Below are 23,061 nucleotides of genomic sequence, written 5' to 3' on the forward strand. Positions count from 1 at the left end.
GCTTTAGAGCGGAGTATTGCGTATGCATGAAGCTGGCGTGACTGTGCTGGTTGTCGAAGACGAACCAATCATCCGATTGACCTTGGTGGATGCCCTGGAAGAAGAGGGGTACCACGTTCTCGAAGCGTCCAACGTGCTTGAAGCGGTGGGTATCATCGGCAAGAACGATGGCATCTCAGCCGTGGTAACCGACATCGATATGCCGGGCGGATTGTCAGGTCTCGACCTTGTCGAGATGCTGGACAAATCCCAACACCACATCGCACTTGTCGTCACCTCCGGGGGGCACGCGTCGGATACACTGAATTTGCCCTCGGACTCCCGTTTCTTCAGCAAACCCTATCACTTCGAGGACATATTCTTCGCGCTGCGTGCATCGATTTGTGCGAAGGCCAAGCTTACCAAAAAGCGCCGTGGATTTCGGTTTGCCGGGGCATCTGCGACGTAATCAAAAGAAAAAGCCGGAGACCAGCTCCGGCTTTCATTATGCGATCAACTTCTCACCAATCAGGCGGCGCGGAGCAATATCAGGCTTCGGCCTTCCATGGTGTAGTTCTGGGAGTTGGCGATCTGGTTGCCGCTGACGGTCGGGTCGGCTGTGGTCAGCTCGGTTGTCCAGCCATTTTCGACTTCCGGCAACTTGAACTCCACGTCACCCTCATGCGGGTTGAACAGGATGAGGACGTCCTTCCATTCCTCACCAGCGCCGTCGCCCTCACGGGTCAGGCGCAAACCGAGCGACGTGCTGCCGGGATCGTTCCAATGTTCCGGCTTCTGTTCGCCGCCGCCCGGGTTCAGCCAGGTGACGTGCGTTCCATCGTGCCAGCTATCCCGACGCAGGATCGAGTGGTTCTGTCGAATCTCGATCAGGCGGCGGGTGAAGTCGCGCAGCGTTTCGGCGCTCTCCGGCAGGCCTTCCCAGTGTACCCAGCTTAGGTCGCTGTCCTGGCAATAGCCGTTATTATTGCCCATCTGGCTGCGGCCAAATTCGTCACCGGCAAGGATCATCGGCGTGCCGTGGGAAAGCAGCAGCGTAGCGAGGAAGTTGCGCTTCTGACGATCGCGAACGGCGTTGATACCTTCATCTTCCGTCGGGCCTTCGGCGCCGTAGTTGAAGCTGCGGTTGTCGCTGTGGCCGTCCTTGTTGTCTTCGCCGTTGGCCTCGTTGTGCTTGTCGTTATAGGAAACGAGGTCGTTCAGCGTGAAGCCATCATGGGCGGTGATGAAGTTGACGCTGGCCCAGGTCTTGCGGCCACGCAGATCATAGACATCGCCGGAGCCGAGAACGCGCGCGGCGAAATCGCCCGCAGTTCCGTCTTCGTCCTTCCAGTATTCGCGAACCGTGTCACGATACTTGTCGTTCCATTCTGCCCAGCCGGGCGGGAAGCCGCCGACCTGATAACCGCCGGGGCCGATATCCCATGGCTCGCCGACGAGTTTCAGACGAGACAGCACAGGATCCTGACCGACGGCATCGAAGAAGCCGCTGCGCTGGTCGAAGCCTTCCGGCTCGCGGCCCAGAATCGTGCCCAGATCGAAGCGGAAGCCATCGATATGCATGTCCTCTGCCCAGTAACGAAGAGAATCCGTCACCATCTGGAGAACGCGCGGATGCGACGTGTTGACCGTGTTACCCGTGCCGGTGTCGTTGATGTAATAACGCGGCTGGTCGGGCAGGGTGCGGTAATAGGAGAAGTTGTCGATACCCTTGAAGGATAGGGTCGGCCCAAGCTCGTTGCCTTCCGCCGTGTGGTTATAGACCACGTCCAGAATGACCTCGATGCCTGCGTCGTGGAAGCTGCGCACCATGTCGCGGAAGCCGGCCATGGCACGGGGGCCGTAATAGCGTGAAGCGGGAGCAAAGAAGCCGAGCGAGTTGTAGCCCCAGAAATTCTTCAGGCCCTTGTCCAGCAGGTGCGAGTCATCCGGGAAATAATGTGTCGGCAGCAGTTCGATGGAGGTAATGCCGAGGCTCTTGATGTAGCCGACGACATCCTTGTTGCCCAAGCCATCATAGGTGCCCTTCAGTTCTTCCGGCAGCGCAGGATGCAGCTTGGTGAAACCTTTGACGTGGGTCTCGTAGAAGATCGTTTTGGACCACGGAATATTCGGGCGCGCATCTCCGCTCCAGTCATAATCCTTCGGGTCGATCACCCGGCATTTCGGCATCTTGGAAGCGCTGTCGCTATCATTGAAGGACAGGTCCTTTTCCTCGGCGTCCAGCGTGTAACCGAACTGCTCCTGCCCCCACTCGATGTCACCGACGATTTCGCGAGCGTAAGGATCGACAAGAAGCTTGTTTGGATTGAAGCGATGACCCTTCTCCGGATCGTATGGGCCGTGGACCCTGTAGCCGTATAGCGCGCCTGGCTTCAGGCCGGGAATATAGCCGTGCCAGATTTCATTGGTGAATTCGGGAAGGGTGATGCGCTCGATTTCGGTCTTGCCGGTCTCATCGAAAAGGCAAAGTTCAACCCTTTCGGCATGGGCGCTGAAGATTGCGAAATTGACGCCTTCGCCATCGAAATTGGCGCCCAAACGCTTGAAGTCGCCGGGCTGGATGCTGGAGCCAAACTGGGCCATAGGTTTCCTCGTGCTGGAAGTGACCCCCTGAAACTGGCATGCTGCCCCGTTTGTTCCGCAGCGCAAAAAAATGGCTCGCAGAGAATATCTCGCGAGCCACTATTGTTCTGAAAGTTCAGCGCTTATTTGCGAACAGTGCGCATGCGCTTGTTGTCTGTCGTTGGCCATCCGATGTCCTTCAATGTGTCTGCGGGCAGGTTTTCAAGAACACGAAGGTTCTGTCTGCGACGCCATGAAGCGTAGAGATCGGTTCCGAGGCCCACGAGGCGCGAGAGCCAGCTTGATGAGTGGCGGCGAAGCGATGAGCCGCTTTCGCCGTGGTAGGTTATCATGGTCATGACAATGCTCCTTATGATCTGTCATATTTAGACGCTATTGATATGCGCCTGAGTAAGTCATCAATCAATCGAATGTAATTTATGCCACCTATGACATTTTGTGGTGGGTTATCACGCTTCGATCGGTCGGTTGGAGACATGCATTTTCTCCATGACGAGAAGATTGCCGCGTTATTGACATTCAATCAAACGAAATGATATCGATATATCGTTCAGAAAAATTGAAGGCTACCTGCCATGACAGTTTCCTTTCGCCAGCCTCTGCCTCTGCTCGACAACGATATTCTGCGGACCTTCGTCGCGATTGCGGAAACAGGTAATTTCTCGACAGCAGCGGAAGTCGTCTTCCGCACGCCATCTGCGGTTTCCATGCAGATCAAGAAGCTTGAAGAGCAATTGAAGACGACGCTCTTTCTCAGGGATGCGCGTTCCGTGACGCTCACCGCTCATGGCGAAACGCTTCTCACCTATGCAAGGCGGATGATTGCGCTTTCCAACGAAGCCGTTTCCCGCTTCGTCATGCCGGAGCTTTCAGGCGTCGTGCGCCTTGGCGCGCCGGAGGACATCGGCGAGCGTGGGCTTCTGCCGGGTATTCTGAAGCGCTTTGCCGAGGCGTTTCCGGCAATCATGGTGGATGTGACCATCGATTCCAGTTCTCAACTCTATAAGCGTATGGATGAGCAGCGGCTCGATCTCGCTCTCGTCAACTGTTCTGCGCATCCGCTGCGGGACACGGGCGAGGTGTTGATGCGCGAGCGGCTGGTCTGGGCTGGCGCAAAATGCGGCACGGCACATTTGCGCGATCCGCTGCCGATCTCGATCTGGGAGGATGGCTGCATCTGGCGCTCGGAAGCCATCAACTCTCTCGAGAAGAAGAACCGAAGCTATCGCGTCGCTTATCTCAGCGGTCATACCATGGCCCAGAGAGCCGCTATCGAGGCCGATCTCGCCATTGCTCCGCTGCCGCGTTCCTACGTGCAGAACGACATGGTGATCCTTGGTGAAAAGGAAGGTCTGCCGGAGCTTGGCTGCTTCGATATTCGCCTCATCACCAGCGAGAAACCGTCGCGTCCCGTGCAGGCTGTCGCAGACAGCATACGCAATGCTTTCCGCGATGTTGCCCAGCCGGTCGCTGCCTAAAAATGCTGAGCCGGGTTCAACTGCTCACGTTTTTTTGAGACGACGTGGAACCAGGCTCAATTTCTTGCGTTGTGCGGTTGTAATATCGGATCGTGTCTGCGCTCGCAGACTTAAGGGGAGTATCCAGCATGACGACACGCGTTTTCGCAACCATCGCAGCAGTTCTGGTAACGGTTGTTAGCCTGAGTTCTTGCGGCAACACCATTCGCGGTGTGGGCCGCGATACGGCAAACGCCGTAAACGCCACCCAGGATGCAGGCCGAAGCGTAGATCGCGCCGCGCGTCGTTAATCCGGGAAGCCTCAGAATATCAAAAGCCGACGAGCGATCGTCGGCTTTTTTGTTTGCGTGTTTCTTATGCGGCTTTCTTGAGCGGCTTTGCAGCCTTCGGTGCCTTTGCCGCCGCAGCCTTTGTCGGGACGAGTTTGAGAACTTCCAGAGCCAATGCTTCCGCGTTCTCGCGCGCCTTATCCAGATTGCTGACGCGTTCCGGGTCCATTGTCTGCGGAGAACCGCCGGTTACGAACATGTCTCGATAGGCAGCGCGTTCGATCAGCGGCGTATCCAGCACGCGCACCATCTTCTCGGCCAGAAGCGTCTTCACCGCCTGCATGGAGCGGGTGGTGATGATGGGGCTGATGCGGGTGAGGATGACCGAGTGTGGAATGTGGATATCGCAACTATCCGCCAGATCCTTGAGAAGACCCAGAACCTGAGCGCCGCCGACAGCATCCATGGCGCAGCCCTGCACGGGCACGAAGACGTGGCTGGCAAAGCCGATGGCTTTCGCCAGAAGCGGCGAACGCCCGCCGGGAAGGTCGATCAGAATATAGCCGCCGCGCTTCTTCAAATCCTTGATCTGACCGTCGAGGGTTTCGTCCGTCACGTCTGAGATGACGGACAGGTTTTTCTGCGCTTTTGCGAGGCCGTGCCAGCGCGACGCCCATTGCTGCGGATCGGCATCCAGCAGCGTGACCCTATGGCCCATGCGCGCCAGCTCGCTGGCGACGATGACGGCAGCCGTGGTTTTACCGGCGCCGCCCTTGGTGTTTGCAAACGTAATGATTGGCATTCTCTGAACCCCTGAGGTGTGTTCGAGCCTTATCATCGCCCGTGTTCGACACCCGCTTCATCATGGCGCGGATTTTTTGTTTGTTGTTTGTTATGTAAACGCGGAGGCCTCAAATCAGGCGCAAATTCCGCCTGAAACGCTCTGGGCCTTATTCTGGTCTGCCTGAATGCTTATCGCTTCTCACTAATGAAACGATGATTCTGGGAATGCGCCAAGAGGGAAGATGCGGAAGTTTGTAGGATATTTTCTGTCGCTGCTGTTTACTACGACCGCAAGTGGAGCGGAGCTGCCCTCCTACTGTCAGCAGTTGGAACATCAGGGTGGCAACTACACGGTTTGCAGTTTCGACCCGCATAAAAGCGAGATCAGGCTTTATCATCGCGACTATATGACCGGGGAACCCTACGTCTCCTTCTCCGCGCTTTCATCGGCTTTGTGGCGTCAGCACCAGTTCATTGTCTTCGCCATGAATGGCGGCATGTATCACCGCGATCTTTCGGCGGTCGGTCTTTACATCGAGAATGGTAACGAAACGACGTCGATCAGTACGAGTGGCGGCTGGGGCAATTTTCACATGCAGCCAAATGGCGTCTTCTTCATCGAAAAGGGTGGAGCGGGCGTTTTGGAAACCAGCGCCTATCTGAATGCCAACAAGAAGCCGGAGTTCGCGACGCAGTCCGGGCCGATGCTGGTCGTCGATGGAAAACTGCATCCGCGCTTTCTGGCCGATAGCGACAGCTTCAAGCGCAGAAACGGGGTAGGCGTGTCACCGGATGGTGTCGTGCATTTCGCGATATCCGAAAACCCGGTCCGCTTCTACGATTTCGCTACGCTTTTCCGCGACGCGCTTCATTCGCCGAATGCACTCTATCTGGACGGAACTATTTCCAGCGCCGATATCCCCGCCATGGGGCGACGGGACGACCTGTTCCCCATGGGACCGATCATCGCCGTCGTGGACCGTGTGCCCGATTTATAGTGGCGACTTCGGATAAGCCTTCTCAAGCCCACCGGATTTTGCAACGCCGGCCTTGAAGGCGGCGTAAGCGGGATGCTGGCTACTTTTCGCAACTTCGTGCAAACGGATTTGCAGGCGCGACGGCGCGTTATCGCCAAACCACTGGCCGCATTTTTCCAGCTTCAGGGAGTTAAGGAAGCTGGATTGCGTCTGCTGGTCCAGAAACAGATGCAGTCCTTCGAACAGATTTTCATCCTGAAGCGCGTTTTCCAGCAGAAGCTTGAGCCAGGCCTGATCGTCAGGATTGAGCGTGGCAATTCTGGATGCGACCGTCTCACGGTCCGGAAAGGTGGATGGTGTGGCCTGCATGATTCCCCGCCTCGATTGAGTTGTGCTGTCCGGGTAATCCAGCCGCCGAGGGTTTTCAAGCGGCGCCGCCCGGAATGCCTGTAAAGCCTGACGATCAAGGAGATATCCACAGTCAATCGGACCAGAATGGTTCACAAATTCTTAGCGCATTTACACTTTGGTCGAAATTGAGACATGCGGTGCTCAGCGAGTGTATCGGAACGGTTCGGTAAGCTATTGTTTTATATTGCACCTATGCACTGGGCGTATAGCAGATCGCAAGAATCGCCTTGCTTTAGCCTCTTTTTGCATTTGCGTTCGTCATACATTTTTAATAAATGATTGCGCCAACGGGACGCGCCGAAAGAGCCGCCCGGAGAGTGAACACGCTGGAGTAATCATGGAAGAAACCGCTCAGAAATCCTGCTGGGGTGTAACGATACGCGCACTTGCAGGCTTTGCCGCTTTTCTCGCATTGACCTATATTTTTGGCACGCCGTAATAATCTCTCTTTTTAATGAATTTCATGCAAAGCAGCACGGTCTCTCCCAAGAGCCGTGCTTCTTTCGTTTTGGGCGCCTTGCATGGCCCCATGTCGCGGCCACTATAGTTTTGCCCGTTTTTTGATGTGGCTGCGCCCGCGAGGTTCAGATAGACTGAGCCGAATAAGTCTATACATAGGACAGAGCAGGCATATGTTTCTTTCGGTCTTCGACGTTTTCAAAATCGGCATCGGACCATCCAGTTCGCACACGATGGGACCGATGTCGGCTGCGAGCCGCTTTCTCGATCTCATCCTCTCGGATGAATGGCCACGCCCTTCGGGCGCTTCCGTTTCCGCCATCAGGGTCAGCCTTCACGGATCTCTCGCCTTTACCGGCATCGGTCACGGTTCCGGGCGCGCCGTCGTTCTGGGCCTGACCGGCGAGAAGCCTGATCAGGTGGATCCCGATGCGATGGACGGCATCATTGAAAAGGTGGAACGCTCCGGTCTGGTCACGCCACCCGGCCATCCGTCTTATGTCTTCCGCCCGGCTGAAGACCTGATCTTCGACAAGAAAAACCCGTTGCCCGGCCATGCCAACGGCATGACATTCTCTGCCTTCGATAATCAGGGCCGAATGCTGCTGAAGCGCATCTACTACTCGGTGGGCGGCGGTTTCGTGGTGACGGATACCGAGTTGGAGGCGATGCGCCAGCGCGGCAAGACAATCGATAACGGACCGAAAGTGCCTTATCCCTTCGCCTCCGCCAAGGAGATGCTGGAGATGGCGGAACGCTCCGGTCGCACCATCGCCCAGATGAAACGCGCCAACGAAGAAACAGTGATGGGTCGCGATGCGCTGAATGATCGTCTCGACCAAATCTGGGAGGCGATGAACGGCTGCATCGAACGCGGCCTGAAAGGCGAGGGCATCATGCCCGGCGGTCTCAAGGTCCGTCGTCGCGCGCGCTCCATTCATGACAAGCTGAACGCCGAGTGGCGCAGCAACCGGCTGAACCCGGTGCTCGCCAATGACTGGCTGAGCGTCTACGCCATGGCCGTCAATGAGGAGAATGCGGCGGGTGGCCGCGTCGTCACCGCGCCGACAAATGGCGCTGCCGGTGTGGTGCCTGCCACCGTGCGCTATTTCCGCCATTTCCATGAGGATGCATCGGTCGACGACATCCGCGATTTCCTTCTGACGGCAGCCGCCATCGGCGGCATCATCAAGCACAATGCCTCGATCTCCGGCGCGGAAGTCGGCTGTCAGGGCGAAGTCGGCTCCGCTGCTGCAATGGCCGCGGCAGGGCTGGCGGCTGTCATGGGCGGTTCTCCGGCGCAGATTGAAAATGCTGCGGAAATTGCGCTGGAACACCACCTCGGCATGACCTGCGATCCGGTCGCGGGTCTGGTGCAGGTGCCCTGCATCGAGCGCAATGCGCTCGGCGCAGTCAAAGCGGTCACAGCGGCCTCGCTCGCGTTGAAGGGCGATGGCCAGCATTTCGTGCCGCTGGATGCCTGCATCGAAACCATGCGCCAGACCGGCAACGATATGAGCGAAAAATACAAGGAAACCTCCACGGGTGGCCTTGCGGTGAATGTGGTGGAATGCTGACTACTTGGCATATAACCGCAATGACGGGCGCTTGACGCGCCTGTCAAAACGGCATTGATAGCGATATGGCTCTACATCTCATCAAGCTTTGCGTCGGCGCGGATTCTATCGAGGATCTGCGGGATTGGGTTTCGCAGCGTTCACTCACCGCCATTGCGGCGGGTCTGGAGCCGCACAGCGTCCATACCACGCGCATGATCCCCAAACGCATGGAGGAACTGCTGGAAGGCGGTTCGCTCTATTGGGTGATCAAAGGGCAGGTTCAGGCGCGTCAGAAGCTTCTCGATATCCGCTCCTTCACCGGCGGGGACGGCATCACGCGTTGCGATCTGGTGCTTGGACCGGAGGTCATCGAAACCTCTCCCGCGCCGAAACGTCCATTTCAGGGCTGGCGTTATCTGAAAGACGAGGAAGCTCCCCGCGATCTCGGAGGCGCCGGTCTTTCCGACGATATGCCATCGGACCTTCGCCGCGAACTGGCGGAACTGGGACTGCTCTGAATTCAAGCAAAAGAAAAGCCGGTTCCGGGGGCAACGGAACCGGCTCTAATGGCTCGGCCTTGAGACGGGGTAGGGTGGCCGGGCCAGATATCGCGGTGGACGGCGGGGAGGCCGTCTTAGAGCGCCGTGCGTCCTTGAGGACGCACAAAGGACGCTCTAACTCTTTGAACCTACGCATCGTGCTTTACAAAAATCGATTCCGATTTTTGTGCCGATGCGCTAGGCGATCAGTTCTTAATGCCGGCAACCGCGCTGACGTTGCGGCCATCCTGTACCTTGACCCAGCGGCCCGGATTGTTGGAATCCTGACGCTTCAGGTAGGTATATTCCGTTTCAGACCAGTCCATGACCTTGTTGCGCAGATTGTCGAGAATGAAATCGCCACGATCCGTGCGAACGGTCAGAACGGCGTGACCGGAGCCATTCGGCTGAAGAACGACGGTGATCAGCAGGTTGGAGGCCGCAATGCCCTTGCCCATCAGCATCTTGCGCTTCAGCAGCACGAAGTCTTCGCAGTCGCCAGCGGTGGTGGGGTAGGCCCAGCGTTCTTCAACGCCATAAAGCTCCATATCCGTCATCGGCGTGATGGTGGTGTTGACCGTGTAGTTCACGTCCAGCATCGTCTTCCAGGTTTCTTCCGTCAGCTTCAGTGGCCCCATATCCGCTGACGTAGGCTGGCATTCGCTCTGATAAGTCTGGCAGAACTCGTAATGGCCAATCGGCGGGTTTGCCTTGCCGATGATGCGCATTGCAGCTGCTGGCGATGCTTCTGCCTGTGAGGCGAATGCACCTGCGATAAGAGCTGCGACGATAAATCCAAAACGGCTGTAGTTTTTCATTTCTTGTCTCCCCGTTGTGAGAAGACAATGCCAGCGACGTTTTGACCGCACGCAAAAAACCGCGCTCAAATTCGAAGCTTAATTTAGCAAAATCAAAGGCTTATTTGATGCTTATTTGAATTGAATTTGAGTAAAATCTTATCAATCGCGTTAGAGTGTTGCCCGTGTGTGGTAGTCTGAAAATGCTGGTTTTGAAGGCCTCTGCAAATCTGAAGGTTAATGCTGGAATGCGATTTTGGGGTAATATCGCCCACGTAAACCTCTTGTTGAGCATGTTTACGCTGCCAAATCAGCAGAAAAACCGCTATAAACAGGCTGTTTTCGCTCCAAAATTGTCGAAAAAATCTCGTTTTCAACCAAAATTTCCTGCGATTTTTCTGAAATTTCTTGATTTTCCCGCTTTGGCACAGGCAAGTATCCGCCGATACGACCGGATTATCGACGTTCGAAAACGGAAAATGACAACAAAAAACCGGCGAACGCTGGGCGCCGCCGGTTATCGAAAAGCCGAATGAACTCGTCTCAGAGGAATTCTATCAAAGCGTCCTTGGACTGAACGCTGTCGAACTCGATAGCGACGCCTTCCATGAAATGGCGGACTATGCGGCCTGCCATATTGCCGAGGCGGACATTGCTGCCCATTTCCGGGCGAATGTCGATTTCAATAGCGGCGCCGGAAAGCGAAAGGTCGATGATGCGGCAGGGAACGAGGTTCCCGTCGTTCAACATCAGCTCGGCTTTCGGGTTGCGCGGCGATAGACGGTCGTGGCGTCGGTCTTCCGGCAAGCCGAGTGCCTGGCGCTTGGCAATCCAGGCCAGTTGGGCGGCAAGCTTTTCCCGTTTACGTTCTGTCGCGGCGATGGAAATCGTGAAGCCATCCGGCGTCAGCGTCGCAACCTTGCCCTCAAGGCGACCGATATGCTGCAGATAGGCAATGATACGCTCGCCGCGGCTTGGGCGCGCAAAGCAGGTGAACTTTGCCGTTTCGGCAGTCATCTCGGTTGCAGTGCAATCGAACTCGTCTTCGCTCGGCAACATCAGGCGACCGGACAGGCCCACACTTACGCTGCCTGCCGATTCCACGGTCTCGGCTGGCTTATGTGCGGCAAAGGTGTTGACTGAACGTGATGCGAACATGGATCTGCGCTATGTTATAAGAAGCAACGATAGACGCTGTTTACAATGTCCGGGTTAACAGACGGTTTTGTACTACACCAATAATCCAGCTAAATCTCCTTTATCCACGCAAGCGCGAGAATAGATCGATTGATACATCATTCGATGCTCCTGGATAAACCTGTGGCGTGACTTCCAGCAGCCTGCTCCTCAGCAGTTTCAGATGATCCAGAGGGCGGGAAAAGTCACTGATTGCAGGCTCGCTGCCGAGACAGCCGAGAATACGGCGGCGCCCTCCAGCATCCTCATCCAGCGGCAGCAGGAGCATTTCGAGCGATATATCAGGGAGGTTATCCGTATATCCCCCGGCTATATCGAAGACCACGGGCAAGCCATGTTCTTGAACGCCAAACACAATCCTAGTCGCAAAAGCGGCTGCATCAGTTTCCCAAAGGGAAGCGAATGCCATTCCGCGCAACTCGCGCTGAAACAGATTATAGAGACGTGTTCCGGTGAGGCTAAAAACCGGCTCGCTGCCTGAGCTTTCGTTTTTCAGCGTGAAAAGATCAGGCAGAATGCTCCTGATCGCCATCGGATCGACGTGATTGCGCAATGGTGCGGCTCGCGATCCGCGCAGATTGTTCCAGTAATGATAGAGCTCCAGGCTCGTAGCGTTCTTCATGATGCTCTCTCCGCCGCATCAAAACGTATTGTTTTGAAACAGCTCTGCACGTCATGTTGCAGGGTAAGGGAGGTAATGCGATTTTCGTGCCAGAGGAGCTGCTTTTATTTCAGCAACCCTTCCTATATCTGTCAAAGACGAGACTCAAGCTAAGGAACGGGAAGCTCCATGACGCATCATGAAGGCGGCGAATTGCCTGAAACGGAAGAGCCGCGCGAAGAGCAGCCGACCCAAAGGGAGCCCGTTTTCAATCTGCCATCCGTGCTTGTCGGCGTCCTGGGTTTCATGATCGCCATCCACTTGGCCTCGACCTATCTGTTCTCCGATGAGACATATGGCTGGTTTCTTTTCACCTTCGGTTTCATCCCGGCACGCTACGTCGTTTCGTTGGCGGAACAGGGCTATGAGTGGCTCTGGACGCCGGTTACCTATTCTTTCCTGCATGGTGGCATCGAGCATATTCTGTTCAACGGGCTTTGGCTGATGGCTTTCGGCGCACCTGTTGCGCGCCGCATCGGCACTGCGCGCTTTGCGATCTTCTGGATCATTTCTGCGGCTGTTTCCGCCTTCGGGCACACTGCTCTCCACTGGGGCAGCGTCACCGTTTTGATTGGCGCTTCTGGCGTTGTTTCGGCGCTGATGGGCGCAGCCTGCCGCTTTGCCTTTCCGCCTAGAGGGCAGCGCTACCACCCGGCCTATGGTCACCTGCTGCCTCGGCAGAGCATTTTTCAGGCGCTCAGCAACCGCACCGTTTTGATCTTCACCATCATGTGGCTGGCAGGCAATTTCCTGATTGCATTCGGCGTGCCACTCTTCGGTGATATGGCGGGCGAAGTGGCTTGGGACGCCCATATTTTCGGCTTCTTCTTCGGCTTCCTTCTTTTCGGTTTGTTTGATCGCAAGGTCTCCGAATAGTCGGAACATACTCAATCGATTGAAGTTTTCACCGACTGGAAATGCTGTTGCTTTCCGCCCGAGTCGGGCGCACATAATTGGCATCATGATTTGCCGAGGCCGGGGAGGAGACTGGTCGCGGCAGATATCGGCCATCGAAGAGGAGGTAAGAAATGCCGGTCTTTGTTAAAGAGATTCTCGATCTGAAGGGCAGGGAAGTCGTAACCGTCGATCCCGATATGACGCTCGCCGATGCCGCAGTCACGCTTTACGAACACCGTATCGGTGCAGTCGTCGTTACCGATCATAAAGGCGCGGTCCTCGGCATCTTCACCGAGCGCGATCTGGTACGCGCCGTCGCGGCCAAAGCTGCCGCTGCCTTGAAGACAACCGTTTCCGATGTGATGACGAAGAACGTGACCCGCTGTAGCGAGGAATCGACCACCGATGATCTCATGGAGATCATGACCGGCGGCAGGTTCCGTCATTTGCCTGTGGAGGCTAACGGTCGTCTGGCCGGGATCATCTCGATCGGTGACGTGGTGAAATCCCGCATCGGTGAAATCGAAGCGGAAGCCGAGCATATCAAGGCTTATATCGCGGGCTGAGCTTTCCCAAGAGAGCGGGCAAAGCCTCGCTCTCTTTTTTCGTCACGGCTGAAAAACCTGCTGCATCCGCTTCAATTCAGGAATTCGCGAGCGGGTTTCTTCATAGCCCTGATCGATGGATTCCGCCGCACGGTGAAATTCCGAAAGCCCGATCTGGCTGATGCGCGGGTGCAGCGTCAGATCCGGCGGATCGCCCGCCAAGCGCGCGCGTGAAATTCTGTCCTGAATGATGTTGAACGACTGAACCATCACGCCCGGCAAGCCCATCTTCGACTGTATGTCTGTCGGCGTCTTGACCAGTGGCTGGTTGGTGGCTGGACCTGCGGCATGCTTCACCACGGCAGAGCGCCCGAAAATATCATAGTTGAGGTTCACCGCCACCACCAGCGCCTGCTCGTAAGCGCGGCAGACGGAAACGGGAACGGGGTTGACCAGCGCGCCATCGATCAGTGTCCTGCCATTGCACCGAACCGGCTCGAAGATGCCGGGCAAGGCGTATGAGGAGCGCAGCGCGGTGATCAGGTCACCCTGATGGATCCAGACCTCATGGCCGGTGCGCAGTTCGGTGGCGACAGCGATGAAAGGATGCTCGAGATCCTCGATGTTCAGACCTTCGAGATGCTCCTGCATGCGCTTGGTCAGCCGCATGCCGCCGAACAACCCGCCGCCGCCGATGGTCAGGTCCAAAAGTCCGGCAATGCGCCGCATGGTCAGGGAGCGGGCGAACTCTTCCAGTTCATCCAGCTTGCCAGCAAGATAACAGCCGCCGACGAGCGCGCCGATGGAGGTTCCGGCAATCATGCCGATCTTGACGCCCGCTTCATCCAGTGCGCGCAAAACGCCGATATGCGCCCACCCGCGCGCCGCACCGCCGCCCAGAGCAAGCGCGATACGATTGGGCGGAAGCGTTGGCTTGGGCGCCAGAACACTCTGTTCCAGATTATCCAAAGTGGTGACAGTCGATGGATTATCGCGGTTTATTCCCCACCCAAGCATTCAAAGCACTCCTGGTCCAATCTGCAACGAGCCGCAAATTTCCTCCCGGCTCTGTCACATAGTCGTAGCAAAAGGCAAAGAAATGGGAAAGATTGTCGTGATCAGGACGGGGAATTTGAACCATAGGTGGTGGCTGGATCGAAATGCCGCTCATCATCCGTGATCGTGGTAACGGCGTCGCCGTTCTCCAATGTCACGGTGCGATAAAAGCAGGAGCGGCGCCCCGTATGGCATGTGGCGTCATGGCCCGCGACGGAGACCTTTAGCCATACGGCATCCTGATCGCAGTCGGTGCGAAATTCGCGCACGGTCTGGAGATTGCCGGAGGTTTCGCCCTTTTTCCAGATTTTGTCGCGGGAGCGGCTGTAATAATGCGCGACGCCCGTTTCCAGAGTAAGCTTGAGAGCTTCGGCGTTCATATGCGCCACCATCAGAAGCTGGCGGTCCTTCGCATCGGTAACGACTGCCGTTACCAATCCATTGCTGTCGAATTTCGGAGAGAAGAGGCCAGCGGCCTCCAGCGCCTGTTTGTCCGAAGGCGCTGCTGGAAATGTCGCGGACATCGATACCTCTGAGGGAGAGGGCGCAGACCGCGTTAGCGGTTGCGCACCATGGACATGAAGCGTGCCTGTTCGGCAGGCTCGGACTTGAACGTGCCGGTGAAGCTTGTCGTCAGGGTCGTGGAACCCTGCTTCTGCACACCTCGCATGGACATGCACATATGCTCGGCATCGATCATGACAGCCACGCCGCGCGGCTTGAGCGTGTCGTTAATGGCGGATGCGATCTGCGCCGTCATGGTTTCCTGCGTCTGCAGGCGGCGACCGAAGATTTCCACCACGCGTGCGATCTTGGACAGGCCGAGAACGCGACCGCTTGGCAGATAGGCAACATGTGCCTTGCCGATGATCGGCACCATGTGGTGTTCGCAGTGAGAATAGAACGGAATATCCCGCACGAGGATGATGTCGTCATATCCGCCAACTTCCTCGAAGAAGGTGCCGAGCACGCTCGTCGCCTCGAGATCGTAGCCGGAAAACAGCTCGCGATATGATTTTGCCACACGCTTTGGCGTGTCGAGAAGACCCTCACGGGTCGGGTCGTCGCCGGCCCAGCGCAGAAGAACGCGCACGGCTTCTTCGGCTTCGGCCTGCGTTGGGCGAGAATCGACCGCATCGTCGATTGCGCCTGCGCCGGGGAAATTCTTCACGATTGCATCCATTTTTTCATCTCCCGATGTGGTTCAAGGCCACACCTGAATTAAATCCCGAGAAGCGCGATTTCACGCTCCGTTGCAGCTATCTGGTTGTTTTTCCGCTTTTTGGCAAGACACTGGACATCGTTTCATTCCCGCCGCGGTTAAAATTCATGCAAACTTGATGTCCGCCATATGGAATAACATATTATGTTCGGGCAGGGCAGAAAAGCTTTCTCGTCAACGACACATCGTTTAAAAATTGTAAGCAGTTGCGACCTCATGCCCGCGCTTTCTGTTTGGATCATTGAAAATGGACGACATCTACAACAATCGCATTCTGGAATTTGCCGGTAACATTCCGCTTGCCGGCGCCATGCCGGATGCGGATGCGAGCGCGCAGAAGCACTCCAAACTCTGCGGCTCCAAGGTCAAGGTTTATATCAAACTGGAAGACGACATCGTGTCGGCCTTTTCCCACGAGGTGCGAGCCTGCGCGCTGGGGCAGGCTTCGTCCTCCATCATGGCGCACAATGTCGTCGGTGCCAGCACCGCTGAAATCCGCAAGGCGCGGCAGGACATGATCGACATGCTGACGAATGGCGGTGAGGGGCCGGATGGACGGTTCGAGGCCATGCGGGTGCTGAAACCCGTCAAGGATTACAAGGCCCGCCATGCCTCCACCATGCTGACTTTTGAAGCAGTCTGCGACTGTCTCGACCAGCTCGAGGCGAAATCACCACTATCCGCGGCGAGTTGAAAGATGTGCGGTCAAACCGGATGTAATCACGGACCGGCGCAGCGTGTTTCCCGGTCTCGCAACTGGAGCGGACCCTTTCGCAAGACGCCGGGCCGTCTGCTCGGCATTGGATTGATCAGGTTCTATCAATTGACGCTTTCGGGCTTCATCGGCAACTCATGCCGCCATATCCCCACCTGCTCCGAGTATGGATACGAGGCAGTTGCGCGGCATGGTTTATGGTCTGGCGGATGGATGACACTGTTTCGGGTCGCAAGATGCGGGCCGGGTGGAACGAGCGGGCTTGATCCGGTGCCGCAGGACCTGAGCGCAATCCGGTTCTGGCAGGTCTGGAAATTTTGGACCATCAATAAACAAAACATGTGATTTATCGATGACCGTACCTCAAGAATTTACCCAGGCTTCTCGAGATTTCGAAGCTGTGCTTGTCGATGTTCGCGATAAAGCTATGGTGAGCACCACACACCGAGCATTCACGACGCTCGAGGCTGTTCTTCGTGTCTTCAGACGACGTTTGACAGCCGAGCAGGGGCTTGCATTTGCCGGTCTGTTGAATGTCGGACTGCGTGCGCTTTTCGTAAAAGACTGGAACATCAACGAGCCCGTTGCTGATTTTGGCACAATGGAACAGATGCAAGCCGAGGTGATGGCGCTAAGGCACAATCACAATCTTTCTCCGAATACGGCCATTCAGGATGTGGTGGCAGCTCTGCGCTCCCATATCGATGAACGAGCGTTGCTGGCCTTTCTCAAATCGGTGTCGCCGGAGGCGATGTATTTTTGGGGTTTCAAGGGTGAAGTCGAATAGGCTTTACTGACTTGGCAAATTTCAGTATCCACGCGCTGCATTGCCAGCCCCTTTGGCTGGCTCGAATCCCCACCCGCATTCGTTGGCGGGACTGGACAGGAGAATTAAAGTGTCAGAAGCCGTTTCCCTTACATTTCCCGATGGCTCCGTTCGTCAGTATCCGACAGGTACGACCGGACGTGATGTCGCCGAATCCATTTCGAAATCGCTTGCCAAGAAGGCCGTAGCCATCGCGCTCGACGGCGATCTGCGCGACCTTTCCGATACCATCATCGATGGCAAGATCGAGATCGTGACCCGTGACGACAAGAGGGCGCTGGAACTCATCCGCCACGATGCCGCGCACGTCATGGCTGAAGCCGTGCAGGAATTGTGGCCCGGTACGCAGGTTACCATCGGCCCGGTCATCGAAAACGGCTTCTATTACGACTTTGCCAAGAACGAGCCCTTCACACCGGAAGATCTGCCTAAGATCGAAAAGAAGATGAAGGAGATCATCGGTCGCGCGAAGCCATTCACGCGCGAAATCTGGTCGCGCGAAAAGGCTAAGCAAGTCTTTGCCGCCAAGGGCGAGAACTACAAGGTCGAACTGGTCGATGCGATCCCCGAGGGGCAGGACCTCAAAATCTATTATCAGGGCGACTGGTTCGACCTTTGCCGTGGCCCGCATATGGCCAATACCGGGCAGATCGGAACGGCCTTCAAGCTGATGAAGGTTGCCGGTGCCTATTGGCGTGGCGACAGCAACAACCCGATGCTGACACGCATCTACGGCACCGCATGGGCCACGCAGGAAGAGCTGGATCAGTATCTCCACATTCTGGCCGAAGCTGAGAAGCGCGATCACCGCCGCCTTGGCCGCGAAATGGACCTGTTCCATTTTCAGGAAGAAGGCCCGGGCGTGGTTTTCTGGCACGGCAAGGGCTGGCGCATGTTCCAGACCCTGACGGCCTATATGCGCCGCCAGCTGGAAGGCACCTATCAGGAAGTCAATGCGCCTCAGGTGCTGGATGCTTCGCTGTGGGAAACCTCCGGTCACTGGGGCTGGTACCAGGAAAACATGTTTGCCGTGAAATCGGCCTACGCCTTTACCCACCCAAAGGACGAGGAAGCGGATAACCGTGTCTTTGCCCTGAAGCCAATGAACTGCCCCGGCCACGTTCAAATCTTCAAGCACGGGTTGAAGTCTTACCGAGAGCTGCCTGTTCGCCTTGCGGAGTTCGGCAACGTGCATCGCTATGAAGCATCCGGCGCACTCCACGGCCTCATGCGTGTTCGCGGCTTCACGCAGGACGATGCGCATGTGTTCTGCACCGAAGAGCAGATGGCGGCGGAGTGCCTGCGCATCAACGAGCTGATCCTGTCGGTCTACAAGGACTTCGGCTTCGAGGAAATCGTGGTCAAGCTATCCACGCGTCCTGAAAAGCGCGTTGGCTCAGACGAGGTCTGGGATCGTGCTGAAAGCGTCATGACCGACGTTCTGAAGTCCATCGAGGCACAGTCGGAAGGTCGCATCAAGACCGACATTCTGCCGGGCGAGGGTGCTTTCTATGGTCCTAAGTTCGAATATACGCTGAAGGATGCCATCGGTCGCGAATGGCAGTGCGGCACAACGCAGGTAGACTTCAACCTGCCGGAACGCTTCGGTGCCTTCTATATCGATCAGGCCTCGGAAAAGCGCCAGCCAGTGATGATCCACCGCGCCATTTGCGGCTCGATGGAACGCTTCCTCGGCATTCTCATCGAGAACTTCGCCGGTCACATGCCGCTCTGGTTCGCCCCGCTTCAGGTCGTCGTCGCCACGATTACGTCGGATGCCGACGACTATGGTCGCGAAGTAGCCGAGGCGCTGCGCGAGGCTGGTCTTTCCGTGGAAACCGACTTCCGCAACGAAAAGATCAACTACAAGATCCGTGAGCACTCGGTCACGAAGGTTCCGGTCATCGTGGTCTGCGGTAAAAAGGAAGCGGAAGAACGCACAGTCAACATCCGCCGCCTCGGCTCTCAGGCCCAGACCTCCTACACGCTGGATGAGGCACTGGCCAATCTGGTGGACGAAGCGACACCGCCGGACGTGAAGCGCAAACGCGCTGCGAAAGCCGCGAAGGCTGCTTAAACAATGATACGACGGCGCCTAAGGGCGCCGTTACTTTATATAGCCGATTTCTCTGATCGTCTGCGCTGCGACAGAAAATGGTTCGTATTTCTCGATGAACCGTTGATACCATCCGGCTAAATGCCACTCACCTTTTTCATTTTGCTCCAAAGGCGGATCGAATTTGGGTGGAATGAGTTTTGGCAGGCTGTCGGCAAGTGCATTCAACGCTGTTTGCGAAAGCGGATTTTCCATTAGCTTTTCTGCGGCGCAGCGTGCTGCCAACAGTGCAGGAAGATGCTTCCGGTACGGCTCTGTTGTCTCCATCACGAGAATTAGATCGTTGATTTTTACGATAAGATCCGAGAGTTGATGTGCTTTCTCTGAGGGCGAGTAGTAAACGTCCAATGCCGCTGCACCTCGGTCTCAAGGTCTTGAAATCAAGGCCTCTCAAATGTTAAAAGATGGGAAGTTGGTGGCCTTACTCAAAATCCCCAGTCGCATCTTCCGGTGCCTGGTCCTTCATCAGCACTTCGACATCCGTATCCTGCCCGGAGGCGACCTTGAAGTTGCGCTGGTAGACCTTGTCCTTGTTGCGGGCGATTGCGGTATATTCGCCGTCTGCAAGGACCATTGTGGAGAAGGCGCTGACGCTTTCGTTCACCACGTCGCCTGCGCCGGTCAGGACGGACCAGGCCGTGTCGGCAATCGCTTCGCCGCCATGTTCCGACACGAGTTTGAGCGTGACCTGTGCGGCATGGTGCTGAAGCGTCGCCTCGGTAAGCTTGCCTGCTTCCACCTGAATATCCGCGCGCACTACCGCGTTTACGCCACCATATTCTGACACGACGTGATACGTACCGGCGTTGAGGCGCACGATGGTATTTGGTTTGACGTCGGACATGACGAGCTTGCGCTCGCCACTCTCGGAGGCGTCGGATGAGTAGATGGAGAATTTTAGCTGATTGGCTGAAATATGCTTGTCGCTGCCCGCCACCGCGTTCAGCACGAAGCCACCGGCATCCAGAATCAACACCTGCTTGTCGATCTTGCCGCTTTCCGGGATGCTGAGTTTCTTGGTAACGCCAGCGCGGCCGAAAGCGACATTGACGAAATAATCGCCGGGGGCGAGGTGAAATTCGGCAGATCCACCTTCGGAGCTTGCCAACATTGGCAGCTTGCCATCGGCACCGGGAATGGGGCTGAAGACGCGCCAGGAAAGGCCCTCCATCATCGGCGCACCCTCATTCGTCAGCTTGGCTTCCAGAAGGATGTCGCGAGACGTGGTGGTTTCCGTTGCGGGATTGGATGGCGCGGAAAAGGCGTTCAGCTTCGGCATCTTGGGTGTGCCGCCAAGCTGCTTGAATTCCTTGAAGGCATCCTGCGAGAACGCGACGTCGTGCGTTGCGGCAACAGAGAGAAGCGCCGCGCAAAGACCAGCCGCGAATTTGATGGACGTCATTTCTCTCAACCGGATTGACTTCTTGATTTTCTGGGACCACTTCAATCCGAACCGCATGGCTATTTCAAGACCTTTGCACGCGAATGGAACGGTTAGAACATGAAAACTGATATCAAGCTCATCGACTATCTCAACACCCGCCGCTCGACACCGGCAATCCAGCTTGCCGAGCCGGGCCCGGATAAGGCTGAGCTCGAAGAGATTTTGCGGCTGACCGTTCGCGTGCCCGATCATGGAAAGCTTGCTCCATGGCGCTTCATCGTCTATCGCGGTGAAGAGCGCAAGCGCCTTGGCGAAGCGGCGCTGAAGCATGCTCTCCAGAAAAATCCTGAATTGAGTGCGGATTTTCAGAACGTCGAACGCACGCGCTTTACCCGCGCGCCCGTCATCGTTGCCGTTGTCAGCACTGCTGCACCCCATGTGAAAATTCCGGAATGGGAACAGCTGATGTCGGCAGGGGCGGTTTGCCTCAATATGCTGATGGCTGCCAATGCCAATGGTTACGCCGCCAACTGGCTGACGGAGTGGGTTTCCTATGACGAATCCTTCGGGCCGGAGCTTGGCATCAAGTCGGGCGAGAAGGTGGCCGGTTTCATCTATATCGGCTCCACGACGTTCCCGCCGGTAGAGCGCCCGCGCCCCGAACTGGCGGATGTGGTGACCTGGGTTGGTGAAGCCTGATGTTCTATACGACGGATATGAACCAGCACGGCATGCCGCACGATCCGTTCAAGGCCATCGTTGCGCCGCGGCCTATCGGCTGGATTGGATCGAAGGGGAACGATGGCACGCTCAATCTTTCGCCTTACTCCTTTTTCAATGCCGTATCGGACAAGCCGAAGCTGGTCATGTTCTGTTCCAGCGGGCAGAAGGACAGCCTGCGTAACGTGCGTGAGACGGGCGTCTTCACCGCAAGCCTCGTCAGTCGCCATCTGGTCGATCAGATGAATTCATCCTCCGCGCCTGTGGATTATGCCGTCAATGAGTTCGAGCTGGCGGGACTAACGGCGCGAGACGGACAGGTGATTGATGCGCCTTATGTTTCCGAGGCGCTGGCCGCATTGGAATGCCGCGTCACGCAGATCATCCAGCCCACCGATATCGATGGCAAACCCGCGGATTCATGGGTGGTGTTCGGGCAGGTCATGGGCATCCATATTGCCGAAGACATCATCCGCGATGGGCGTATCGATATGTCGCTTGCGCGGCCCGTCGCGCGCATGGGTTATATGGACTATGCCGATGGCGGTTCTGACGTTTTTCAGCTTGCCCGCCCCAAGGCGTGATGCAGATACTGCTGATCGGTTAATGAAAATGGTAAACTGATCGTAAACCTTTTGCCCCTAGTTTGTACCCAAGGCAGTTGGTGACGACTCACGCGATGAGACGCCACCGCCGCCATGGGGCGCAGAAAATTTCTTGGGGTGCAGGGGTGATCGTAGAAGCATTTCTCCGTTGGACGGATAAGGCGCGGTCGGGTGATAGGGCAAAAGCCGCAAAGGCGTTGGCTCAAGCTTATCTGGAGGCAACTTTGCCGAAGGAGAAGCAGGCGAGCGCCTATATGGCCATGACCTATCTTCTGGATGATCCATCCCCCAAAGTACGTCAGGCTCTGGCAGAAGCGCTTGCGTCTGCGCATGATGCGCCGCGCGCGATCCTGATGGCGCTTGCGGAAGACCAGCCGGAAATTGCCTGCCCGGTCATCCTGAATTCTCCGGTGCTGCGTGAGAGCGATCTGGTCGATCTTATCGGTCGCGGTTCTTCCGTGACGCGGGCCTTGATCGGCGCGCGGCCTGAGCTTGCGCCGGGGGCCTGTGCAGCGCTTGCAGAAATCGGAAGCGAGTGCGAAGTCGCCATCCTGCTGGAAAATCATTGCGCGCACATCACGCCATTCACGCTGCGTCGCGTCTCGGATCGCTTCTGGGAAGATTCGAGCATTCGCAATCTGCTTCTGGACAGGGATGACCTTCCTGCCGACGTTCGCCACGCTCTCGTTCTGCATGTCGGCAAAGCGCTCGCATCGGCAGCCATGGTCTGCCATGTCATTACTGCCGCCCGTGCCGAACGTATCGTCCGCGACGCCTCCGATGCAGCTATTGCGTTGATCGCAGGCGAAGTATCGGGCTCGGATATTCCGTTTCTGGTGGAACATCTGCGCAAGAAAGGAGAGCTTACGCCCGCTTTCCTGATCCACGTCCTATGCTCCGGCAAGCTGGACTTCTTTGCAGAAGCCATCTCCAATCTTTCCGGGCTTGAAGAGCGGCGCGTTCGCTCCATTCTCGCAACGGGCAGGCACCATGCGATGAAGGCGCTTTACCAGTCCACCGGCCTTTTCGGTACGGTGCTGGAAGTCTTTCTCGAGGCAACCCTGCTCTGGCGCGATGCCGCGGAAATGCCCTATGGCGGCGCAGTCCATGAGGTATCAGCCAGGCTCATCCAGAAGTTCTCGAAGGTGGATGCGGACGCCAACCTTCATGAACTGCTCTCGATGATCGAAAAACTGCATATCGGCGACCAGCGCCAGCGCGCTCGCTCTTTTGCACACGATCTCGTGGCGGAAGCCGCCTGA

At 56.6% G+C, this 23,061-nt stretch carries 28 protein-coding genes; 16 read left to right on the forward strand and 12 right to left on the reverse strand.

Going from position 1 to position 23,061, the window contains the following annotated elements:
* Positions 1-22: 22 nt before the first annotated feature.
* Positions 23-448 (forward strand): response regulator, encoded by a 426-nt coding sequence (locus CFBP5473_RS07520; RefSeq protein WP_051441108.1) that lies wholly within the window; start codon positions 23-25, stop codon positions 446-448.
* Positions 449-507: 59 nt separating this feature from the next.
* Here CFBP5473_RS07520 and glgX read toward each other — a convergent pair whose 3' ends face one another.
* Both glgX and CFBP5473_RS07530 read right to left on the reverse strand, forming a co-directional pair.
* Positions 508-2,583 carry a glycogen debranching protein GlgX gene (gene glgX, locus CFBP5473_RS07525; RefSeq protein ID WP_027673285.1) on the reverse strand — a complete coding sequence of 692 codons (2,076 nt, stop codon included), beginning with the start codon at positions 2,581-2,583 and terminating at the stop codon, positions 508-510.
* 122 nt (positions 2,584-2,705) lie between these two features.
* Positions 2,706-2,921, reverse strand: a complete 216-nt coding sequence (locus tag CFBP5473_RS07530) for a hypothetical protein (protein WP_027673284.1) — start codon at positions 2,919-2,921, stop codon at positions 2,706-2,708.
* Between the two features lie 237 nt (positions 2,922-3,158).
* On the opposite strand from CFBP5473_RS07530, the gene CFBP5473_RS07535 reads away from it, so the two are divergent.
* Both CFBP5473_RS07535 and CFBP5473_RS07540 read left to right on the forward strand, forming a co-directional pair.
* Positions 3,159-4,061: a LysR family transcriptional regulator gene (locus tag CFBP5473_RS07535; protein ID WP_027673283.1), complete on the forward strand. Its 903-nt coding sequence runs from the start codon at positions 3,159-3,161 to the stop codon at positions 4,059-4,061.
* Positions 4,062-4,189: 128 nt separating this feature from the next.
* Positions 4,190-4,351, forward strand: coding sequence for an entericidin domain-containing protein (locus tag CFBP5473_RS07540; protein ID WP_027673282.1), 162 nt, complete (start codon positions 4,190-4,192; stop codon positions 4,349-4,351).
* A gap of 64 nt (positions 4,352-4,415) precedes the next feature.
* On the opposite strand, the gene CFBP5473_RS07545 is transcribed toward CFBP5473_RS07540, so the two are convergent.
* Positions 4,416-5,132, reverse strand: coding sequence for a ParA family protein (locus CFBP5473_RS07545; protein WP_027673281.1), 717 nt, complete (start codon positions 5,130-5,132; stop codon positions 4,416-4,418).
* 223 nt (positions 5,133-5,355) lie between these two features.
* Between CFBP5473_RS07545 and CFBP5473_RS07550 the strand changes: the two genes are divergently transcribed.
* Complete coding sequence (locus CFBP5473_RS07550) at positions 5,356-6,111, forward strand: phosphodiester glycosidase family protein (RefSeq protein WP_027673280.1); 756 nt, start codon at positions 5,356-5,358, stop codon at positions 6,109-6,111.
* On the opposite strand, the gene CFBP5473_RS07555 is transcribed toward CFBP5473_RS07550, so the two are convergent.
* Complete coding sequence (locus CFBP5473_RS07555; RefSeq protein WP_027673279.1) at positions 6,106-6,459, reverse strand: hypothetical protein; 354 nt, start codon at positions 6,457-6,459, stop codon at positions 6,106-6,108. The two genes, CFBP5473_RS07550 and CFBP5473_RS07555, sit on opposite strands and share 6 nt — an antisense overlap.
* Before the next feature lie 674 nt (positions 6,460-7,133).
* Between CFBP5473_RS07555 and CFBP5473_RS07560 the strand changes: the two genes are divergently transcribed.
* Both CFBP5473_RS07560 and CFBP5473_RS07565 read left to right on the forward strand, forming a co-directional pair.
* On the forward strand, positions 7,134-8,537 hold the full coding sequence (locus CFBP5473_RS07560) for an L-serine ammonia-lyase (RefSeq protein WP_027673278.1): 1,404 nt from the start codon (positions 7,134-7,136) through the stop codon (positions 8,535-8,537).
* A 65-nt stretch (positions 8,538-8,602) separates the two neighbouring features.
* Positions 8,603-9,037: a DUF1489 family protein gene (locus CFBP5473_RS07565; protein WP_027673277.1), complete on the forward strand. Its 435-nt coding sequence runs from the start codon at positions 8,603-8,605 to the stop codon at positions 9,035-9,037.
* A gap of 227 nt (positions 9,038-9,264) precedes the next feature.
* On the opposite strand, the gene CFBP5473_RS07570 is transcribed toward CFBP5473_RS07565, so the two are convergent.
* On the reverse strand, positions 9,265-9,876 hold the full coding sequence (locus CFBP5473_RS07570) for a transglutaminase-like cysteine peptidase (RefSeq protein WP_027673276.1): 612 nt from the start codon (positions 9,874-9,876) through the stop codon (positions 9,265-9,267).
* Between the two features lie 182 nt (positions 9,877-10,058).
* Here CFBP5473_RS07570 and CFBP5473_RS07575 point away from each other — a divergent pair, with 182 nt between their 5' ends.
* Positions 10,059-10,391, forward strand: coding sequence for a hypothetical protein (locus CFBP5473_RS07575; protein WP_136954331.1), 333 nt, complete (start codon positions 10,059-10,061; stop codon positions 10,389-10,391).
* Between the two features lie 7 nt (positions 10,392-10,398).
* Here CFBP5473_RS07575 and CFBP5473_RS07580 read toward each other — a convergent pair whose 3' ends face one another.
* Positions 10,399-11,013: a PilZ domain-containing protein gene (locus CFBP5473_RS07580; protein WP_027673274.1), complete on the reverse strand. Its 615-nt coding sequence runs from the start codon at positions 11,011-11,013 to the stop codon at positions 10,399-10,401.
* A gap of 100 nt (positions 11,014-11,113) precedes the next feature.
* Entirely contained in the window at positions 11,114-11,674 is a 561-nt protein-coding gene (locus CFBP5473_RS07585) for a PAS domain-containing protein (RefSeq protein WP_051441107.1), read from the reverse strand.
* Between the two features lie 168 nt (positions 11,675-11,842).
* On the opposite strand from CFBP5473_RS07585, the gene CFBP5473_RS07590 reads away from it, so the two are divergent.
* Both CFBP5473_RS07590 and CFBP5473_RS07595 read left to right on the forward strand, forming a co-directional pair.
* Positions 11,843-12,589, forward strand: a complete 747-nt coding sequence (locus tag CFBP5473_RS07590; protein ID WP_027673273.1) for a rhomboid family intramembrane serine protease — start codon at positions 11,843-11,845, stop codon at positions 12,587-12,589.
* Positions 12,590-12,741: 152 nt separating this feature from the next.
* On the forward strand, positions 12,742-13,176 hold the full coding sequence (locus CFBP5473_RS07595; protein ID WP_027673272.1) for a CBS domain-containing protein: 435 nt from the start codon (positions 12,742-12,744) through the stop codon (positions 13,174-13,176).
* 42 nt (positions 13,177-13,218) lie between these two features.
* Here CFBP5473_RS07595 and CFBP5473_RS07600 read toward each other — a convergent pair whose 3' ends face one another.
* The 3 genes from CFBP5473_RS07600 to folE all read right to left on the reverse strand — a co-directional run bounded on the left by CFBP5473_RS07600 (position 13,219) and on the right by folE (position 15,394).
* Positions 13,219-14,172, reverse strand: a complete 954-nt coding sequence (locus tag CFBP5473_RS07600; RefSeq protein ID WP_027673271.1) for a patatin-like phospholipase family protein — start codon at positions 14,170-14,172, stop codon at positions 13,219-13,221.
* Between the two features lie 101 nt (positions 14,173-14,273).
* Entirely contained in the window at positions 14,274-14,735 is a 462-nt protein-coding gene (gene hisI, locus CFBP5473_RS07605; RefSeq protein ID WP_027673270.1) for a phosphoribosyl-AMP cyclohydrolase, read from the reverse strand.
* 32 nt (positions 14,736-14,767) lie between these two features.
* Positions 14,768-15,394, reverse strand: coding sequence for a GTP cyclohydrolase I FolE (gene folE, locus CFBP5473_RS07610; RefSeq protein WP_027673269.1), 627 nt, complete (start codon positions 15,392-15,394; stop codon positions 14,768-14,770).
* Positions 15,395-15,680: 286 nt separating this feature from the next.
* Here folE and CFBP5473_RS07615 point away from each other — a divergent pair, with 286 nt between their 5' ends.
* From CFBP5473_RS07615 to thrS, 4 genes are all read left to right on the forward strand, one after another.
* The gene (locus CFBP5473_RS07615) at positions 15,681-16,127 is read left to right on the forward strand and encodes an iron-sulfur cluster assembly scaffold protein (protein WP_027673268.1); all 447 of its coding nucleotides are present in this window, start codon (positions 15,681-15,683) and stop codon (positions 16,125-16,127) included.
* 3 nt (positions 16,128-16,130) lie between these two features.
* On the forward strand, positions 16,131-16,493 hold the full coding sequence (gene yidD, locus CFBP5473_RS07620; protein ID WP_084631369.1) for a membrane protein insertion efficiency factor YidD: 363 nt from the start codon (positions 16,131-16,133) through the stop codon (positions 16,491-16,493).
* Between the two features lie 7 nt (positions 16,494-16,500).
* Complete coding sequence (locus tag CFBP5473_RS07625; RefSeq protein ID WP_027673267.1) at positions 16,501-16,935, forward strand: DUF2267 domain-containing protein; 435 nt, start codon at positions 16,501-16,503, stop codon at positions 16,933-16,935.
* A 109-nt stretch (positions 16,936-17,044) separates the two neighbouring features.
* Complete coding sequence (gene thrS / locus CFBP5473_RS07630) at positions 17,045-19,051, forward strand: threonine--tRNA ligase (RefSeq protein WP_027673266.1); 2,007 nt, start codon at positions 17,045-17,047, stop codon at positions 19,049-19,051.
* Between the two features lie 30 nt (positions 19,052-19,081).
* Here thrS and CFBP5473_RS07635 read toward each other — a convergent pair whose 3' ends face one another.
* Positions 19,082-19,438, reverse strand: a complete 357-nt coding sequence (locus CFBP5473_RS07635; protein ID WP_136954332.1) for a hypothetical protein — start codon at positions 19,436-19,438, stop codon at positions 19,082-19,084.
* Between the two features lie 73 nt (positions 19,439-19,511).
* The gene (locus CFBP5473_RS07640) at positions 19,512-20,492 is read right to left on the reverse strand and encodes a hypothetical protein (protein ID WP_027673264.1); all 981 of its coding nucleotides are present in this window, start codon (positions 20,490-20,492) and stop codon (positions 19,512-19,514) included.
* Between the two features lie 99 nt (positions 20,493-20,591).
* Here CFBP5473_RS07640 and CFBP5473_RS07645 point away from each other — a divergent pair, with 99 nt between their 5' ends.
* The 3 genes from CFBP5473_RS07645 to CFBP5473_RS07655 all read left to right on the forward strand — a co-directional run bounded on the left by CFBP5473_RS07645 (position 20,592) and on the right by CFBP5473_RS07655 (position 23,061).
* On the forward strand, positions 20,592-21,173 hold the full coding sequence (locus tag CFBP5473_RS07645; protein ID WP_027673263.1) for a nitroreductase family protein: 582 nt from the start codon (positions 20,592-20,594) through the stop codon (positions 21,171-21,173).
* Complete coding sequence (locus CFBP5473_RS07650; RefSeq protein ID WP_027673262.1) at positions 21,173-21,778, forward strand: flavin reductase family protein; 606 nt, start codon at positions 21,173-21,175, stop codon at positions 21,776-21,778. The genes CFBP5473_RS07645 and CFBP5473_RS07650 overlap by 1 nt, the downstream gene beginning before the upstream one ends.
* Positions 21,779-21,873: 95 nt before the next feature.
* Complete coding sequence (locus tag CFBP5473_RS07655; RefSeq protein ID WP_051441106.1) at positions 21,874-23,061, forward strand: DUF2336 domain-containing protein; 1,188 nt, start codon at positions 21,874-21,876, stop codon at positions 23,059-23,061.

The organism is Agrobacterium larrymoorei (assembly GCF_005145045.1).
Taxonomy (GTDB): Bacteria; Pseudomonadota; Alphaproteobacteria; order Rhizobiales; family Rhizobiaceae; genus Agrobacterium; species Agrobacterium larrymoorei.